The 15,122-nt window shown below is 65.9% G+C and carries 19 protein-coding genes; 12 read left to right on the top strand and 7 right to left on the bottom strand.

The genetic code is table 11. The features are described from left to right. Positions 1-63: 63 nt before the first annotated feature. Positions 64-984, bottom strand: a complete 921-nt coding sequence (locus tag B9Z03_RS21370) for a LysR substrate-binding domain-containing protein (protein WP_085466060.1) — start codon at positions 982-984, stop codon at positions 64-66. 93 nt (positions 985-1,077) lie between these two features. Here B9Z03_RS21370 and B9Z03_RS21365 point away from each other — a divergent pair, with 93 nt between their 5' ends. Then, positions 1,078-1,272, top strand: coding sequence for a hypothetical protein (locus B9Z03_RS21365; RefSeq protein WP_085466059.1), 195 nt, complete (start codon positions 1,078-1,080; stop codon positions 1,270-1,272). 46 nt (positions 1,273-1,318) lie between these two features. Here B9Z03_RS21365 and B9Z03_RS21360 read toward each other — a convergent pair whose 3' ends face one another. Together B9Z03_RS21360 and hemF are read right to left on the bottom strand one after the other, a co-directional pair. Beyond that, positions 1,319-1,582 carry a DUF1344 domain-containing protein gene (locus B9Z03_RS21360; protein ID WP_085466058.1) on the bottom strand — a complete coding sequence of 88 codons (264 nt, stop codon included), beginning with the start codon at positions 1,580-1,582 and terminating at the stop codon, positions 1,319-1,321. Positions 1,583-1,901: 319 nt separating this feature from the next. Continuing rightward, entirely contained in the window at positions 1,902-2,816 is a 915-nt protein-coding gene (gene hemF / locus B9Z03_RS21355) for an oxygen-dependent coproporphyrinogen oxidase (protein ID WP_085466057.1), read from the bottom strand. A gap of 86 nt (positions 2,817-2,902) precedes the next feature. On the opposite strand from hemF, the gene B9Z03_RS21350 reads away from it, so the two are divergent. Further along, the gene (locus tag B9Z03_RS21350) at positions 2,903-3,160 is read left to right on the top strand and encodes a hypothetical protein (RefSeq protein ID WP_085466056.1); all 258 of its coding nucleotides are present in this window, start codon (positions 2,903-2,905) and stop codon (positions 3,158-3,160) included. On the opposite strand, the gene B9Z03_RS21345 is transcribed toward B9Z03_RS21350, so the two are convergent. Genes B9Z03_RS21345 through B9Z03_RS21335 form a run of 3 tightly spaced genes read right to left on the bottom strand, consistent with a single transcriptional unit; the run spans position 3,157 to position 4,197 of the window. Next, positions 3,157-3,447, bottom strand: coding sequence for a type II toxin-antitoxin system RelE/ParE family toxin (locus B9Z03_RS21345; RefSeq protein WP_085466055.1), 291 nt, complete (start codon positions 3,445-3,447; stop codon positions 3,157-3,159). The two genes, B9Z03_RS21350 and B9Z03_RS21345, sit on opposite strands and share 4 nt — an antisense overlap. After that, complete coding sequence (locus B9Z03_RS21340) at positions 3,437-3,685, bottom strand: type II toxin-antitoxin system ParD family antitoxin (protein ID WP_139832358.1); 249 nt, start codon at positions 3,683-3,685, stop codon at positions 3,437-3,439. The genes B9Z03_RS21345 and B9Z03_RS21340 overlap by 11 nt, the downstream gene beginning before the upstream one ends. A gap of 47 nt (positions 3,686-3,732) precedes the next feature. Beyond that, positions 3,733-4,197 (bottom strand): tRNA (cytidine(34)-2'-O)-methyltransferase, encoded by a 465-nt coding sequence (locus B9Z03_RS21335; protein WP_085466054.1) that lies wholly within the window; start codon positions 4,195-4,197, stop codon positions 3,733-3,735. Between the two features lie 293 nt (positions 4,198-4,490). Between B9Z03_RS21335 and B9Z03_RS21330 the strand changes: the two genes are divergently transcribed. The 4 genes from B9Z03_RS21330 to B9Z03_RS21315 all read left to right on the top strand — a co-directional run bounded on the left by B9Z03_RS21330 (position 4,491) and on the right by B9Z03_RS21315 (position 9,105). After that, a complete protein-coding gene (locus B9Z03_RS21330) occupies positions 4,491-4,754 on the top strand; it encodes a hypothetical protein (RefSeq protein WP_085466053.1) in 264 nt (87 codons plus the stop codon). A 4-nt stretch (positions 4,755-4,758) separates the two neighbouring features. Further along, complete coding sequence (locus tag B9Z03_RS21325) at positions 4,759-6,639, top strand: ABC transporter ATP-binding protein (protein WP_085466052.1); 1,881 nt, start codon at positions 4,759-4,761, stop codon at positions 6,637-6,639. Between the two features lie 267 nt (positions 6,640-6,906). Further along, on the top strand, positions 6,907-8,778 hold the full coding sequence (locus tag B9Z03_RS21320) for an ABC transporter ATP-binding protein (protein ID WP_085466051.1): 1,872 nt from the start codon (positions 6,907-6,909) through the stop codon (positions 8,776-8,778). Between the two features lie 3 nt (positions 8,779-8,781). Then, a complete protein-coding gene (locus B9Z03_RS21315; protein WP_085466050.1) occupies positions 8,782-9,105 on the top strand; it encodes a DUF6665 family protein in 324 nt (107 codons plus the stop codon). Positions 9,106-9,112: 7 nt separating this feature from the next. On the opposite strand, the gene B9Z03_RS29525 is transcribed toward B9Z03_RS21315, so the two are convergent. Next, on the bottom strand, positions 9,113-9,562 hold the full coding sequence (locus B9Z03_RS29525) for a hypothetical protein (protein ID WP_139832357.1): 450 nt from the start codon (positions 9,560-9,562) through the stop codon (positions 9,113-9,115). A gap of 460 nt (positions 9,563-10,022) precedes the next feature. Between B9Z03_RS29525 and petA the strand changes: the two genes are divergently transcribed. From petA to B9Z03_RS21280, 6 genes are all read left to right on the top strand, one after another. Beyond that, positions 10,023-10,586, top strand: a complete 564-nt coding sequence (petA, locus tag B9Z03_RS21305) for a ubiquinol-cytochrome c reductase iron-sulfur subunit (RefSeq protein ID WP_085466049.1) — start codon at positions 10,023-10,025, stop codon at positions 10,584-10,586. Between the two features lie 13 nt (positions 10,587-10,599). After that, entirely contained in the window at positions 10,600-11,904 is a 1,305-nt protein-coding gene (locus B9Z03_RS21300) for a cytochrome b (protein WP_085466048.1), read from the top strand. 27 nt (positions 11,905-11,931) lie between these two features. Further along, positions 11,932-12,798, top strand: coding sequence for a cytochrome c1 (locus B9Z03_RS21295; RefSeq protein WP_085466047.1), 867 nt, complete (start codon positions 11,932-11,934; stop codon positions 12,796-12,798). A 101-nt stretch (positions 12,799-12,899) separates the two neighbouring features. Further along, on the top strand, positions 12,900-13,289 hold the full coding sequence (locus B9Z03_RS21290) for a prepilin peptidase (RefSeq protein WP_085466046.1): 390 nt from the start codon (positions 12,900-12,902) through the stop codon (positions 13,287-13,289). A gap of 43 nt (positions 13,290-13,332) precedes the next feature. After that, a complete protein-coding gene (locus B9Z03_RS21285) occupies positions 13,333-13,878 on the top strand; it encodes an adenine phosphoribosyltransferase (RefSeq protein ID WP_085466045.1) in 546 nt (181 codons plus the stop codon). 45 nt (positions 13,879-13,923) lie between these two features. Then, positions 13,924-15,075: an AAA family ATPase gene (locus B9Z03_RS21280; RefSeq protein ID WP_085466044.1), complete on the top strand. Its 1,152-nt coding sequence runs from the start codon at positions 13,924-13,926 to the stop codon at positions 15,073-15,075. Positions 15,076-15,122: the final 47 nt, after the last annotated feature.

Genomic DNA, 15,122 nt, shown 5'->3' with positions numbered 1-15,122 from the left:
GCGGCGAGTATAGCCGGAAATGCGGCAAGAGCTTGTACGTTCCGCTCTAAGCTCGCCTCGGCCTCACGCCCTTTTCGCCGCCGTCGGTCTGCCGAATTCGCGCGCCGTCGCGGCCATTTCCTCCTCGACCCAGGCGAGAAACGCCTTCATCTGCCTGGTCTCCGGCCGGGTGGGCGAGGTGACGGCGAAATAGCCCGTGCCGATGTCGACCGCGCGAGCGAAGGGGGCGACGAGAAGCCCGGCCCGGATCGCGTCGACCGCCAGCGTGTGCCAGCCGAGCATGACGCCCTGGCCGCCGATCGCGGCGTCGGCGCACAGCGAGGCGTCGGTGAAGTGGTCGGCCGGGCCGAGGTCCGTCTCCTTCATGCCGTAAGGCGCCAGCCAGTGGTCCCAGATGCCGCGCGCACCGGAATCGAGCACGATCGGCGCGCTGCGCAGGTCCTCCGGCGACCGCAGCGTCTGCGCAAGCGCCGGCGCGCAGACCGGGAAGACCTCCATCGGCAGCATCCGGCGCAGGCGCACGTTCGCCCAGTCGCCGCGACCGACCCTCAGCGCAAGGTCGATATCCGAGGAATCGAGGTCGACGATCTCCGTCGTGGCATCGATGCGGATGCGGATGTCGGGATGCGCGGCCCGGAAGCGCGACAGGCGCGGCACCAGCCATTTCGAAGCGAGCACGGGCGCCACCGACACCGTGAGCGCGCGCTCGCGGTCCTCTTCGGCGACGGCGAGTGCGTCGTCCAGTGTGCGGAAGGCGGCGGTGAGGCGCGGCAGGAGGCGGGCGCCGAGAGCGGTCGGCAGCAGGCCCTTCGGCGTGCGGGTGAAGACGGCGCGGCCCAGTTGCCGCTCGGCGCGGATCAGGTGCTGGCTGACGGCGCCGGGCGTCACGCCCAGTTCGTCGGCCGCCGCCTGGAGCGAGCCCAGCCGACCGACGGATTCGAGTGCCTTGAGGCCGTTGATATGGAAGCGCTGCAGACGGTTCATGCAGTTTTTCTATATCATAGGCGAAGCATTCTCCATTGAGAAAGTGGTGTTTCGGCCGCATGATTGGAGCATGGAACTTGAACGGAGGCTGCCATGCTGAAGTTTTTGACGACCCTGCTGTCCGATCTCGCCGGCCGCGCCGGCGTATCGCGCTCCTTCGCCGATTGCGCGGCGGCCTGCGCCGACTGGCTGCGAGATCCGCTGGCCCATCCCGAACTCGAGACGATGAACCTGTCCCAGATCGCCGACCTGCCCGCCGGCCAGTTGCGCTCGCTGGTGCGGGAGTGAGATGCAGGCGAGGCGGCGGAGCCGGAAGCTCCGCCGCCGCCCTGGATCACTTCTGGATCGTGACCTTGTCGACCATCTTCATGGTTCCGCTCTGCTGCCACGCCACATTGACCTTCTCGCCGGTCTTGAGGCCCGGGTCCTTGAAGCTCTTCGGCAGGGTGTAGGTCGAGCCGTCGTCGAGCGAGAGCGTCATCGCCTTGCTGTCGTAGGTCTTCACGCTGCCGGTCGCGTGATGCTGCGTGGCGGCGAAGGCGAACGACGACACCGCGACGAGGGCGGCTGCCGTAACGGGAACGAGATGGTTGCGCATGTCGGTTACTCCTGAAAATCGGCCGCCTCTTCTAGGGCGCGGCTCTGCAGGACATGGCCGTCAGGTTGCGTCGTGTCGCGGCTTGGGGGAGCCGCCGGCGTTTCCCGGCCACGGCGTGGAAAATAGACCTGCCGAACGGCTGCGCCATTAGACGAAAAAGAAAATCCTGCGCGGCGTCACCGCCATATTCGCCAGCGGATTCAACGCTTTGTGGAAGGAATGGGGCGGCGTGCGCAGCGGCTATGCGACGCACACGGATGTATGCCGACGGGCAACCCTGTCGGAGGCTGTCGCGGATGGTCCGGCAATCTCCGACAGCCTATGGCCACTTCACCTCGGGAGGCATCGACGACAGGATCGAGTCGACATTGCCGCCGGTCCTGAGGCCGAAGGTCGTGCCGCGGTCGTAGAGCAGGTTGAACTCGACATAGCGGCCGCGCCGGATCAACTGCTCCTCGCGGTCGGCGTCGGTCCAGTTGAGATTGAAGTTCCTGCGCAGGATGTGGTCGTAGACGACGAGGAAGGTGCGGCCGACATCCTGCGTGAAGGCGAAGTCGGCGGCCCAGCCGCCCTTGTCCTCGTCCGAATGCAGCCAGTCGTAGAAGATGCCGCCGATGCCGCGCGGCTCGTTGCGGTGCGGCAGGAAGAAATACTCGTCGCACCATGCCTTGTAGCGCCCGTAGTCCGCGACCGCCGCGTGCCGGTCGCAGACGAACTGCATCGCGCGGTGGAAGGCGATCGAATCGGCATCCTCCTGCGTCCTGCGCCGGTCGAGCACCGGCGTCAGGTCCGCGCCGCCGCCGAACCACTGCCGCGAGGTGACGACCATGCGCGTGTTCATGTGCACGGCCGGCACGTTCGGATTGTGCGGATGCGCGATCAGCGAGATGCCCGACGCCCAGAAGCGCGGATCGTCCTCGGCCCCGGGGATCTGCTTGCGGAACTCCGGCGAGAACTCGCCGTGGACGGTGGAGGTGTGGACGCCGACCTTCTCGAAGACGCGGCCGTACATCATCGACATCACCCCGCCGCCGCCTTCGCCCTCCTTGCGCAGCCAGGGCGTGCGCTCGAAGCGGCCCGGCGACCACGATGACTGCGGCCCCGTCAGTTCGTCCTCGATCTTCTCGAAGCCGGCGCAGATGCGGTCGCGCAGTTCCTCGAACCAGGCTCGGGCCGCCGCCTTCTTGTCTTCGATGTCGTCCGGCAGGCCTGCCGGGATCTCGGGCCGTTCCATGCGCACTCCGCTCGATCCACAAAGGACTCGTCTTTTTCGGATGCGATCCCTAAACTTCAATCCAGACGGGTCAAGGAGGATGTCGCGTGGGCACTCCGACACGGCCGCCGCTGGACGGCCTGAAGCGAAGTCTGGACCGGCAGAGAGCCGAGGGGATACGCCTTCCCCGCGACGGCTTCGTGCGGGAGACTTTCGCACTCCCTCGCCCGGTCGCCCGCCAGAAGGCCCGCGAATGGTTCGACCGCTGGCCGAAACAGGCGTACTGGACCGCGATCGAAAGCTGGCGCGAACGCCCCGACGACGTGATCGAGTTCACGATGCGACGGTTGCCGACGGCGGATTAGAGCGGGCGCTCGGCCCAATTCTCGCAGGCGTGGCGAATGCGAAGGATGACGACGAGATCGTCCACCTCCTCGTAGATGATCAGATGCGAGCGGTGCGAGTGGATACGGGCAGGCGGCTCGATCTCATATCTCAGCCGCGCCATTCCCGGATTTTCGCCGAGCAGTTCGAAGGCCCTGATCAGGTCGAGCGCATAAAGATCGGCCTGCTTCTCCCCGAAGCGGTCGAAGCCTTCGCGATAAAGCCGCTCGAGATCGGCCTCTGCCCGCGGCGAAAGGCTATATGCCACCGGCTCGTGCTTTCGCCCGCGCAGTTGCAATCACTTCATCGGCAGTCTTGTCCGAGATCCCGCTCGCCCGAGCCTCATCCACCAGCTTCTGCATATGCGCGATCTTTTCGGCCCGTTCTTGGTCGTGCCGGATAAGGTCGCGCATGTAGTCGCTGGCATTGCCGTATCTGCCGGACTTCGCCTGCGCCTCGACCCACTCGCGCATCTGGTCGGGGAGGGAAATGTTCATCGTAGCCATGGTCGATCTCCAGTTTTTGGCAAAGATTGCCATATTCGTACGAATTTTCAAGTGCGCCCAATCTGCCGTACCGCCTCGCTCAGCGTGATCGCGGCGCTCATGCCGAGGTTGAGGCTGCGCGCCTCGGGGCGGATCGGGATGCGCAGCTCGGCGTCGGCGAGGGCGTGAACGCTGTCGGGCACGCCGGACGATTCGCGGCCGAGCATCAGCACGTCGTCGGGCCGGAAGGCGAAATCGGTGTAGGCCCTCTCGGCCTTCGTCGACATCAGCACCAGCCTTCGGCCGCTCTGGCGCCGCCAGTCCTCGAAGGCGGCGAAATCGGCGTGCTCGCGGATCGCGGCGATCTCCAGATAGTCCATGCCGGCGCGCTTCAGCGTCCGGTCCGACAGTTCGAAGCCGATCGGCCGGATGATGTCGACGGTGGCCGAGAAGCAGGCCGCGAGCCGCAGGATCGCGCCGGTATTGCCAGGGATTTCAGGCTGGTAGAGCGCGATGTGGAGATCGTGAGTCATGGACTTCGCACTTTGATTCAGGTCGAGACGGGTGAGGCTTCCGGGCAACACCCATCCGCGACTGTCGGCAAAGTGTCGGCACACGGGCTGGCCTTTGCCGGAGAAGTCGTCTATACGGCGCTCCTCGTCAACTCGAACCAAGGAGGGCGGAATGGACTACCAGCTGCGCTATGCGCCTGCCCGCCTGATTGGGCCTTCCGCCTGACGGCACCCTGGTTCGACCGATCCTGACACTTTGAGCATCGTTCGCTGGGGCTGCCCGTAAAGCCAATCGCTTTCCGTGGAGTTCGACGATGCATGCCAAGCCGGGTCACCCCGCACATTCCGCCCTTCCCATTCCGTCCGAAACGATCGGAAAGCCCGCCGCACCTACCGACAATGCCCTGTCGGCAGCCGTCGGCAGGGCGCTTGGAGGGCAGGCGACCAATCCCCATCCTGGCCGTGCGACCGGCCCGAAGGGAACGAAACCGGCCGTGAAGGCCGCCACCAACGGCCCGCGCGGCAAGGACCGCGCCGTGGTCGTGAAACCGATCGCGCCGCGCAGCGGGCACAGGTGAGACCATGATGACTGCACTCTTCCGCTGGTTCGAGTCCCTGCTCGATCCGTTTCCCGCCGCGGAGCCGACGGAACCGCCAAGATCCTTCCTCGCCTTCTGCCTGCACTATGCCAAGGGCACGTGGCCGCTCATCATCGCGGGCGCGCTGTTCTCGGCCGGCATCGCGATCGCCGAGGTTTGGATGTTCGGCTTCGTTGGCAACATCGTCGACTGGCTGTCGGCGCAGAGCCGCGAGACCTTCCTCCAGACCGAGAAGTGGAAGCTTATCGGCATGGCCGTGGTCGTGATGATCCTGCTGCCGTCCATGGTCTTCGCGCAGTCGCTGTTCAACCAGCAGTCGCTGATGGGCAATTTCCCCATGCGCATCCGCTGGATGGTGCACCGCTATCTGCTCAAGCAGTCGATGACCTTCTATCAGGACGAGTTCGCCGGCCGCGTCGCCACCAAGCTGATGCAGACGGCGCTCGCCATCCGCGAATGCATCGTCAAGCTCGTCGACGTGCTGAACTACGTCGTCGTCTACTTCCTCGGCATGCTGTTCATCATCGGCTCGTCCGACTGGCGGCTGGCCTTGCCGCTGGTCGGCTGGATCGCGGCCTATATCGGCCTGCTCTATTACTTCATTCCACGGCTGGGCAAGGTCGCGGAGGAACAGGCCGACGCGCGCTCGATGATGACCGGCCGCGTGGTCGACAGCTACACCAACATCCAGACGGTGAAGCTGTTCAGCCATTCGCGCCGCGAAGCTGCCTATGCGCGGCAGGGCATGAGCGAGTTCCTGGATACGGTCCACCGGTCGATGCGGCTGGTGACCGGCCTCTACGGCACGCTCTACGTGCTCAACTCGACCCTGCTCCTCGTCATCTCGGCGCTGGCCATCTGGTTCTGGCTGGGCGACGTCGTCACCATCGGCGCCGTCGCGGTCGCCATGGCGCTGGTGCTGCGGCTGTGGGGCATGTCGCAATGGATCATGTGGGAGGTGTCGGCGCTGTTCGAGAACATCGGCACGGTGCAGGACGGCATCACGTCGATCGCGCTGCCGCGGCTCGTCGAGGACAGGCCGGGCGCGAAGGACATCGTCGTTTCGCGCGGCGACCTCTCCTTCGAGGACGTGCGGTTCCACTACGGCAAGAAGCGCGGCATCATCGAGGGACTGACGTTGACGGTCAAGGCCGGCGAGAAGATCGGTGTGGTCGGCCGCTCGGGCGCCGGCAAATCGACGCTGGTCAATCTGCTGCTGCGCTTCTACGACATCGAGGGCGGTCGCATCCTGATCGACGGGCAGGACATCGCCGGCGTCACGCAGGACAGCCTGCGCGCCAACATCGGCGTCGTCACGCAGGACACCTCGCTGCTGCACCGCTCGGTGCGCGACAACATCACCTACGGCCGCCCCGACGCGACCGAGGAAATGATGCTGGACGCCGCGCGCAAGGCGGAGATCGATGGCTTCATCCAGGGCCTGCGCGACCCCAAGGGCCGCCAGGGCTACGACGCCCATGTCGGCGAGCGCGGCGTCAAACTGTCGGGCGGCCAGCGCCAGCGCGTGGCGATCGCCCGCGTCATGCTCAAGGACGCGCCGATCCTGATCCTGGACGAAGCGACCTCGGCGCTCGATTCCGAGGTCGAGGCGGCGATCCAGGAGAACCTCTACCGGCTGATGGAGGGCAAGACCGTGATCGCCATCGCGCACCGCCTCTCCACCATCGCAGCGATGGACCGGCTGATCGTCATGGACAAGGGCCGGATCGTCGAGGACGGGACGCATGAGGAGCTGGTGAAGCGGGGAGGGCTCTACGCCCAGCTCTGGGCGCGCCAGTCCGGCGGCTTCCTGCTCGACGAGACGCCCGAAGAGGAGGGCAAGGTCGAGGCGGCAGCGGAGTAGGGCAGGTCGCCGACCCTCACCCGGCCTCCGCTTCGCTCGGCCACCCTCTCCCTGAGGGGAGAGGAGGTTCGCCAGCGCCTTCGCGATCCGGAGGAAAGGTGGCCGCGACGGTCGTAGACCTCCTCTCCCCGTCGGGGAGAGGGTGGCCGAGCGAAGCGGAGGCCGGGTGAGGGGGCCGCCTCGATCCGCCCCTCCGCCCATTACATTTTCTTCATCCTGACAAAGAGGGGATGTCCGGCTGGCAGCAGGGGACTACATTAGCCGTAGATGAACGATTCCAAGACCCTCCAGGACCGCCTCTACTCCCCTTTCGAGAACGTGGTCGACGCCTTCGCCGACACGGATCGGCCGGTGCTGCCGCGCGATGCGTGGCAGTTCATCCTGTTCTTTGCCCGCCAGGCGAAGATGCCCTTCGTGCTGCTGCTGATCGCCGGTGGCCTGTCGGGCGCGGTCGATGCGGCGCTCTACTGGTCGGTCGGCTGGCTGATCGACCTGCTCGACGCGGCCAATCCGGCGACGCTGATCGCCGACTACTGGCCGCATCTCGCCGCGTTCCTGTTCCTGATCCTCGTCATCCGCGCCGTGGTCATGATCGGCAACGCGGTCGTCGAGCAGCAGGTCGTCGTGCCGAATTTTTACCAGCTCGTGCGCTGGCAGGCCTTTCGGCGCGTGATGGACCAGCCCTACGAATTCTACCAGAACGATTTCGCGGGCCGCATCGCCACCAAGATCCTGCAGGGCGGCGAGGCGACGGGCGACTTCATCGTCTCCTCGTTGCAGACGGTCTGGAGCTTCCTCACCTTCCTGATCCTCGCCGCCACGATCCTCGGCGCGCTCGATCCCATCATGGGCGTGGTGCTGGCCGTCTGGGTCGCAGGCTATCTTTGGGCCGCATACCATCTGCTCCCGCCCCTCAGGCAGGCAGGCCGCCGCACGGCGGACGAGCGCTCGATCGTCAACGGCCGCATTGTCGATGCCTTCACCAACATCATGGCGGTGAAGCTGTTCGATTCGGGCGGCCGCGAGCACAACTATGTGCGCGAGGGCATGCAGCGCTATCTCGACGCGGTGAAGCAGCTCACACGCTCGATCACCACGGTGCGGGCTGCGGTGGCGCTGCTCAACGGCTTCATGATGGCCGGCGTCGCGGTGCTGGCCGTCAACAAGTGGATGGGTGGCGCCGCCACCACGGGCGAGGTGGCCGCGGCGCTGGGCCTGGTGTTCCGGCTCAACCAGATGTCGGGCTACATGATGTTCAACATCAACGGCCTGATCCGCAACTTCGCCACCGTGCAGGACGCGACGACGGTGATCTCCGTCGAGCCTGGCATCAAGGACGCGCCGGACGCGACCGTGATGCCGCGCGCCAAGGGCGATCTCGTCTACGAGGACGTCTCCTTCCACTACGGCAAGAAGAGCGGCATCATCTCCAATCTCGACCTGCACATCCGCCCGGGCGAGCGGGTGGCGCTGGTCGGCCCGTCGGGCGCCGGCAAGACGACGCTGGTCAATCTGGCGCTCAGGCTGTTCGATGTCGAGAGCGGTCGCATCCTGCTCGACGGCCGCGACATCCGCTCGGTCACGCAAGCCTCGCTGCGCGCCCAGTTCGGCGTGGTCAGCCAGGACGCGATGCTGATGCATCGCTCGATCCGCGACAACATCGCCTATGGCAAGCCGGACGCCACCGAGGAGGAGATCATCGCCGCGGCGAAGAAGGCGTCGGCGCACGAGTTCATCGTCAACGTGTCCGACCCGAAAGGGCGCAAGGGCTATGACGCGCATGTCGGCGAGCGCGGCGTCAAGCTGTCCGGCGGCCAGCGTCAGCGCATCGCCATCGCGCGGATGATGTTGAAGAATGCGCCGATCCTCATCCTCGACGAGGCGACCTCGGCGCTCGATTCGGAGATCGAGGCCGCGATCCAGGAGAACCTCTACACGATGATGGAGGGTAAGACCGTGCTGGCCATCGCGCACCGCCTCTCGACCATCGCGGCACTCGACCGCCTCGTCGTCATCGACAAGGGTCGCATCGTGGAGGAGGGCACGCATGAGAGCCTGATTGCCAAAGGCGGGCTCTATGCCAAGCTGTGGGAGCGCCAGTCGGGCGGCTTCCTCGCCGATCGGCTCGCCGCGGAGTAGCCGATGGCGCTGCGCCTGCCCGGCCGCATCACCGTCGAGCGCGCATCAAGCGCCACCGGGCTGCAGCCGGTCGAGCACGAGATCCTCGGCGAGATGGCGAGTTCGCTCGGCGAAGCCGGGCGCAGGGCCGAGCAGGCGCTGGCGAAGCTCGCGGAGGACGAGGCCGGGCTCGAAGGCGAGGCGCGCGAAAAGCGTCTGCGCGCCGTCGCCGCCGCTGTGCAGGCCTATTTCATCCAGCGCGAACTTTGCGGCATGCGCCGCCACGACGACGTCATCCGCGAGATGGGAATACCAAAGCGCATCCTGGCGCGACTGGGCGCCCGATAGCTGCGCCTTACTTCGACATGAAGATCTCGCAGGCGCCCGACACGCCGATTTCTCCGGCGCTCTTGTATTTCTTGGCTCCGGCCCGGCAGGACGCCATCGCGCGTTCCTCCGCGGCCTTGGCGCTCGCTGCATTGAGCGCCGTGGCGCAGACGCTCGATCCGTAGAAATAGTCGATCGGCGTAGAGGCGAAGGCCGAGTGGCCCGAGGCGGCGACGTACTGCTTGTACATTTTCCCGCACCCACCGCTCATCTCCCGCGTATAGAGAACTCGACGACGTACGTTGCCCTCGCTGCCCGCGAGTCCCGCGGATTTCGCCTTGGCGGGCTTCTTCGATTTGGCATAAGTAGACTGCCGATCGGTCTTCTTGGCTTCCTCCTTGGCCAGCGCACCTGCTACTTGCGCGTCGACAAATACCGTCGAGAGCAGAGCGAATGCGAAGATCCGTAGTTTTGTCATGCGTTTATCCCCCAACTCGTCAGAGGCACCTTGCTGCCGCCTGAACTTCCGATTGCCGTCCGCCTATTGCCGGCAACCTGAAATGTTACCCAGAAGTTCACTACTGTCCATACGATCTCGAACGTGCCGTTGACGTTGGGCGAGCTGCATCATGCCAATGCCTCGAGCGCACTTTTCGATCGCTGGTTTGAGCTGTTGAATACTGCCGACTGCCGGGCGGCGGATGGGGCTGCCCGGAGGGACGAACGCGTCACTTCCCTGTCGTTGGCAGACAGTCCGCGCCACCCCCGCGACAAACTGCCCACAGCCTGTGTCGGCGTCTGGACAAGGCCGGACGCGACGCATAGAAACCTCGCCACAATATTGCCCGACTCCGAGCCGGGAGACGCCGCGTGTTTGGGCGTCTGATGGTGCCGGGTCCAGCCTTTTAGGCAGTGCGAGACAAAAGGAAGATTGTCACGTGAGCGCGACCGAATCAGCCGATCCCAATCGCCGCGATTTTCTGTACATCGCCACTGGCGCCGCCGGCGCCGTTGGCGTGGCGGGCCTCGCTTGGCCGTTCATCGACCAGATGCGCCCCGACGCCTCGACGCTCGCGCTCGCCACGATCGAGGTGGACGTCTCGGCGATCGAGCCCGGCATGTCGGTGACGGCCAAATGGCGCGGCAAGCCGGTGTTCATCCGCAACCGCACCAATGAGGAAGTCGAGGCCGCCAAGGCGGTGAAGCTCGATGAGCTCAAGGACCCGGTCGCGCGCAACGCCAATATCGGCGCCGACGCGCCCGCTACCGACATCGACCGCTCGGCGGGCGAGGGCAAGGAGAACTGGATCGTCATGATCGGCTCCTGCACCCATCTCGGCTGCGTGCCGCTCGGCCAGCAGGGCGATTTCGGCGGCTGGTTCTGCCCGTGCCACGGCTCGCACTACGACACGGCCGGCCGCATCCGCAAAGGCCCGGCGCCTGAGAACCTCGCGGTTCCGGTGTTCGAGTTCCTCTCGGATACGAAGATCAAGATCGGTTGAGGGGAGCATTCCGATGAGCGGTGGACACTCGACCTATACGCCCAGCTCGGGCCTCGGACGCTGGATCGACCAGCGCATGCCGCTGCCGCGGCTGATCTACGATTCCTTCGTGGCCTATCCGGTGCCGCGCAACCTGAACTACGCCTACACCTTCGGCGGCATCCTCTCGATCATGCTGGTGGCGCAGATCGTCACCGGCGTGGTGCTGGCGATGCACTACGCGGCCGACACGACGCTCGCCTTTACCTCGGTCGAGAAGATCATGCGCGACGTCAATTCCGGCTGGCTCTTGCGCTACCTGCACGCCAACGGCGCGTCGTTCTTCTTCATCGCCGTCTACATCCACATCATGCGCGGTCTCTACTACGGCTCCTACAAGGCGCCGCGCGAGCTGCTCTGGATCCTCGGCTGCATCATCTACCTCCTGATGATGGCGACCGGCTTCATGGGCTACGTGCTGCCTTGGGGCCAGATGTCGTTCTGGGGCGCCACCGTCATCACCGGCTTCTTCACCGCCATTCCGCTCGTCGGCGACTGGATCCAGCAGCTGCTGCTCGGCGGCTTCGCGGTGGACAACCCGACGCTGAACCGCTTCTTCGCGCTGCACTACCTGCTGCCGTTCATGATCGCGGGCGTCGTGGTGCTGCACGTCTGGGCGCTGCACGTCACCGGCCAGACCAACCCGACCGGCATCGAGGTGAAGTCGAAGACCGACACGGTCCCGTTCACGCCGCATGCGACCATCAAGGACGCGTTCGCGATGATCGTGTTCCTGGCCGTGTTTGCCTATTTCGTGTTCTACATCCCGAACTTCCTCGGCCACCCCGACAACTACACGGTCGCCAACCCGCTGAAGACGCCCGCCCACATCGTGCCGGAATGGTATTACCTGCCGTTCTACGCGATCCTGCGCGCCATCACCTTCAACATCGGCCCGATCGACTCCAAGCTTGGTGGCGTGCTGGCGATGTTCGGCTCGATCGCGGTGCTGTTCTTCGTGCCCTGGCTCGACACCTCGAAGGTGCGCTCGGCGGTCTACCGTCCGTGGTACAAGCTGTTCTTCTGGCTGTTCGTGATCAACGCCATCCTGCTCGGCTGGCTGGGCTCGCGTCCGGCCGAGGGTGTCTACGTGATCATGTCGCAGATCGGCACGCTCTACTATTTCGGCTTCTTCCTGATCATCATGCCGGTGCTTGGCCTCATCGAGACGCCGCGCAAGCTGCCGAACTCGATCACCGAGGCAGTGCTCGAGAAGAACAAGGGCGCGGCCTCCGCGCAGCCGGTGGGTGCCGCCGCCGCGCCGGAAACCAAAGGCTGAACCGTGGCTCGCAAGGGATTTTTTGAGATGAAGAAGTTCCTCATCGGTGCGGCGGCCGCAGCCTTCGGTCTCACCGCGAACCTCGCGCTCGCGATCGGCGCGGAAGAAGCCGGCCACAATGCCGCCGAGCCGACCCACTTCCCGATCAAGAAGCCGGTGGAGATGGACTGGTCGTTTGCCGGTCCGTTCGGCACCTACGACAAGGGTCAGCTCCAGCGCGGCCTCAAGGTCTACAAGGAAGTTTGCGCGGCCTGTCATTCGATGAAGCTGGTGCCGTTCCGCGCCTTGGAAGAGCTCGGCTACAACGAGGCGCAGGTGAAGGCCTTCGCCGCCGAATACGAAGTGCAGGACGGCCCGAACGCCGATGGCGAGATGTTCACCCGCCCCGGCATCCCGTCCGACCACTTCCCGTCGCCGTTCCCGAACGACGAGGCGGCGGCGGCTTCCAACGGCGGCGCCGTTCCGCCGGACTTCTCGCTGATCGCCAAGGCGCGCGCTGTCGAGCGCGGCTTCCCGACCTTCGTCTTCGACATCTTCACGCAGTATGCGGAGAGCGGACCGGACTACATCCACGCGCTGCTCACCGGCTACGACGAGACGCCGCCGGAAGGCATGGAGATCGCCGAGGGCACGCACTACAATCCGTATTTCATCGCCGGCAAGTCGCTTGCCATGCCGAAGCCGATCAACGACGACGCCGTCACCTATGACGACGGCTCGCCGCAGACGGTCGACCAGTATTCGCGCGACGTGTCCGCCTTTCTGATGTGGGCCGCCGAGCCGCACATGGAGGCGCGCAAGCAGACCGGCTTCAACGTGATGGTGTTCCTCGTCCTCTTCGCCGGCCTCGTCTACATGACGAAGCGCAAGATCTGGGCTGCGGTGCCGCACTGATCCGAACCTGATCGGACTTGAGACAAGGGCGCCCATGTGGCGCCCCTTGCTTTTGAGGCGCATGATCGCGCGACGATGGGGCGGGGGACGGCGAGGCGACCATGGCAGTGTTCATCTCGTTCCTGCTCTTCCTGTTCGGCGCCTCGATCGCCAGCTTCGCCGGGCTTGCCGCGCACCGGCTGCGCGCTCGGCCGGTCGGCCAGTCGGCATGGGCGGCGCTGTCCGGGCGCTCGCATTGCGACGGCTGCGGGGCGCAGCTGACGGCGCTGGAACTCGTTCCCGTGCTCGGCTGGCTCGTCGCGCGCGGCCGCTGCGCGCGCTGCGGTCATCGTGTGCCGGTGATCTATCCCGTCTCGGAGGCCCTGGTCGGGGGAGGGCTGGTTGCAGCCTTCCTGTTCGCCGGTCCGGCCGCCCTGGCGATCGCGCTGCCGGCCGTTGTCCTCGTCGTTGTGCTTGGCGTGGTATTCCTTGCCATGCGGGGTGGCGGTTGATACCGACTATGCAATCCTGCCCTCAACGGACCATCGCCCGCGCATGAACTCCACGCTCGAACAGACGCTCCTGTCCGCGATCCGCACGATCCCGGACTATCCGAAGCCCGGCATCCTTTTCCGCGACATCACCACGCTGCTCGGCGACGCGCGCGCCTTCCGCCGCGCCGTCGACGAGCTGGTGCACCCCTATTCCGGCACCGGTGTCGCCAAGATCGCCGGCATCGAGGCGCGTGGCTTCATCCTCGGCGGCGCGATGGCGCACCAGCTCTCCAGCGGCTTCGTCCCCATCCGCAAGAAGGGCAAGCTGCCGCACACCACCGTGCGCGTCGCCTACTCGCTCGAATATGGCGTCGACGAGATGGAGATGCACACCGACGCCGTGCAGCCCGGCGAGAAAGTCATCCTGGTCGACGACCTGATCGCCACCGGTGGCACGGCAGAGGGTGCGGTGAAGCTGCTGAAGCAGATGGGCGCGGACATCGTCGCCGCCTGCTTCGTCATCGACCTGCCCGACCTCGGCGGACGGAAGAAGCTCGAAGCGCTGGGCGTGAATGTGCGGACGCTGGTGTCGTTCGAGGGGCATTGACGGACTACAGAGGTCTTCGGATTTCCAGGGCAGGGCGCACCGGTCATGATCCACACCCTTGCCATCGCCGGCTACCGCTCAATCCGTAACCTCGTGCTGCCGCTCGAGCAGCTGACCGTCGTCACAGGCCGCAACGGCACCGGCAAGTCGAGCTTCTACAAGGCGCTGCGGCTGCTGGCCGATGTCGCGCAGGGCAACGTCATATCCTCGCTCGCAGCCGAAGGCGGGCTTCAGTCGACATTGTGGGCGGGACCGGAGCAGTTCTCGCGCGGCATGCGGCAAGGCGTCCAGGCGATCCAGGGCACCAGCCGCCAGAACCCGGTCAGTTTGAAACTCGGCTTCGCCTCGGACGATTATGGCTACGCCATCGATCTCGGCCTGCCGATCCCGTCGGCCTCGATGTTCAACCTCGATCCGGAGATCAAGGCCGAAGCGGTCTGGGCAGGCGAGATGCTGAGCAGGCGCAATGCCTTCGCCACCCGCTCGGGGCCAGCCGTCACGGTTCTGGACGAGTCCGGCCGGCGCTCGACGCTGACCAGCCTGCTTGCGCCCTTCGACAGCATGATGACGCATGCCGCCGATCCGCGTGGCCTGCCGGAATTGCTGCTCCTGCGCGAGCGCATGCGGGCATGGCGCTTCTACGACCATTTCCGCACCGATGCCGACGCGCCGGCGAGGGTCGCCCGGCCGGGCACGCGGACAACCGCGCTCAGCGCCGACGGGTCCGATCTCGCCGCGGCGCTGCAGACGATCCGCGAGATCGGCGACCCGAAGGGGCTGGCGCAGGCGGCGGACGATGCATTTCCGGGCGCGGAGCTTCGAATAGAAGAGTCCGCCGGCCGCTTCGAACTGCTGATGCGGCAGCACGGTCTGCTGCGTCCGCTGAAGGCGGCCGAGCTCTCCGACGGAACGCTCCGCTACCTGCTGCTGCTTGCCGCGCTGATGACCCCACGACCACCCGGTCTGATGGTGCTCAATGAGCCGGAAACCAGCCTCCACACCGACCTCCTGCCGCCGCTCGCACGGCTGATCGGCGAGGCGTCGAAGACCTGCCAGGTCGTCGTCGTGACGCACGACGCCACGCTCGCCGACGCGCTGCACGACGCCGGCGCGCTGCGCCACGACTTCACCAAGTCGCTCGGCGAGACCGTGGTGGACGCGGCGGACCGGCCTGCCTGGACATGGCCGGAGAGATAGGGGTGAAATCGAGGGCGAGAGGGGCGAATGGCCCTGTGCCCCTCCGC

The organism is Mesorhizobium australicum, from assembly GCF_900177325.1.
Classification (GTDB): domain Bacteria; phylum Pseudomonadota; class Alphaproteobacteria; order Rhizobiales; family Rhizobiaceae; genus Mesorhizobium_A; species Mesorhizobium_A australicum_A.
Note: the sequence above shows the minus strand (reverse complement) of the source record. Positions and strands in the feature narration are given on the sequence as shown.

What these genes read in the sequence shown, in the direction of transcription:
- B9Z03_RS21370 (WP_085466060.1), bottom strand. Translation starts at nt 984, where the DNA reads ATGAACCGTCTGCAGCGCTTCCATATCAACGGCCTCAAGGCACTCGAA.
- B9Z03_RS21365 (WP_085466059.1), top strand. Translation starts at nt 1,078, where the DNA reads ATGCTGAAGTTTTTGACGACCCTGCTGTCCGATCTCGCCGGCCGCGCC.
- B9Z03_RS21360 (WP_085466058.1), bottom strand. Translation starts at nt 1,582, where the DNA reads ATGCGCAACCATCTCGTTCCCGTTACGGCAGCCGCCCTCGTCGCGGTG.
- hemF (WP_085466057.1), bottom strand. Translation starts at nt 2,816, where the DNA reads ATGGAACGGCCCGAGATCCCGGCAGGCCTGCCGGACGACATCGAAGAC.
- B9Z03_RS21340 (WP_139832358.1), bottom strand. Translation starts at nt 3,685, where the DNA reads ATGGCTACGATGAACATTTCCCTCCCCGACCAGATGCGCGAGTGGGTC.
- B9Z03_RS21335 (WP_085466054.1), bottom strand. Translation starts at nt 4,197, where the DNA reads ATGACTCACGATCTCCACATCGCGCTCTACCAGCCTGAAATCCCTGGC.
- B9Z03_RS21330 (WP_085466053.1), top strand. Translation starts at nt 4,491, where the DNA reads ATGCATGCCAAGCCGGGTCACCCCGCACATTCCGCCCTTCCCATTCCG.
- B9Z03_RS21325 (WP_085466052.1), top strand. Translation starts at nt 4,759, where the DNA reads ATGATGACTGCACTCTTCCGCTGGTTCGAGTCCCTGCTCGATCCGTTT.
- B9Z03_RS21320 (WP_085466051.1), top strand. Translation starts at nt 6,907, where the DNA reads ATGAACGATTCCAAGACCCTCCAGGACCGCCTCTACTCCCCTTTCGAG.
- B9Z03_RS21315 (WP_085466050.1), top strand. Translation starts at nt 8,782, where the DNA reads ATGGCGCTGCGCCTGCCCGGCCGCATCACCGTCGAGCGCGCATCAAGC.
- B9Z03_RS29525 (WP_139832357.1), bottom strand. Translation starts at nt 9,562, where the DNA reads ATGACAAAACTACGGATCTTCGCATTCGCTCTGCTCTCGACGGTATTT.
- B9Z03_RS21300 (WP_085466048.1), top strand. Translation starts at nt 10,600, where the DNA reads ATGAGCGGTGGACACTCGACCTATACGCCCAGCTCGGGCCTCGGACGC.
- B9Z03_RS21295 (WP_085466047.1), top strand. Translation starts at nt 11,932, where the DNA reads ATGAAGAAGTTCCTCATCGGTGCGGCGGCCGCAGCCTTCGGTCTCACC.
- B9Z03_RS21290 (WP_085466046.1), top strand. Translation starts at nt 12,900, where the DNA reads ATGGCAGTGTTCATCTCGTTCCTGCTCTTCCTGTTCGGCGCCTCGATC.
- B9Z03_RS21285 (WP_085466045.1), top strand. Translation starts at nt 13,333, where the DNA reads ATGAACTCCACGCTCGAACAGACGCTCCTGTCCGCGATCCGCACGATC.
- B9Z03_RS21280 (WP_085466044.1), top strand. Translation starts at nt 13,924, where the DNA reads ATGATCCACACCCTTGCCATCGCCGGCTACCGCTCAATCCGTAACCTC.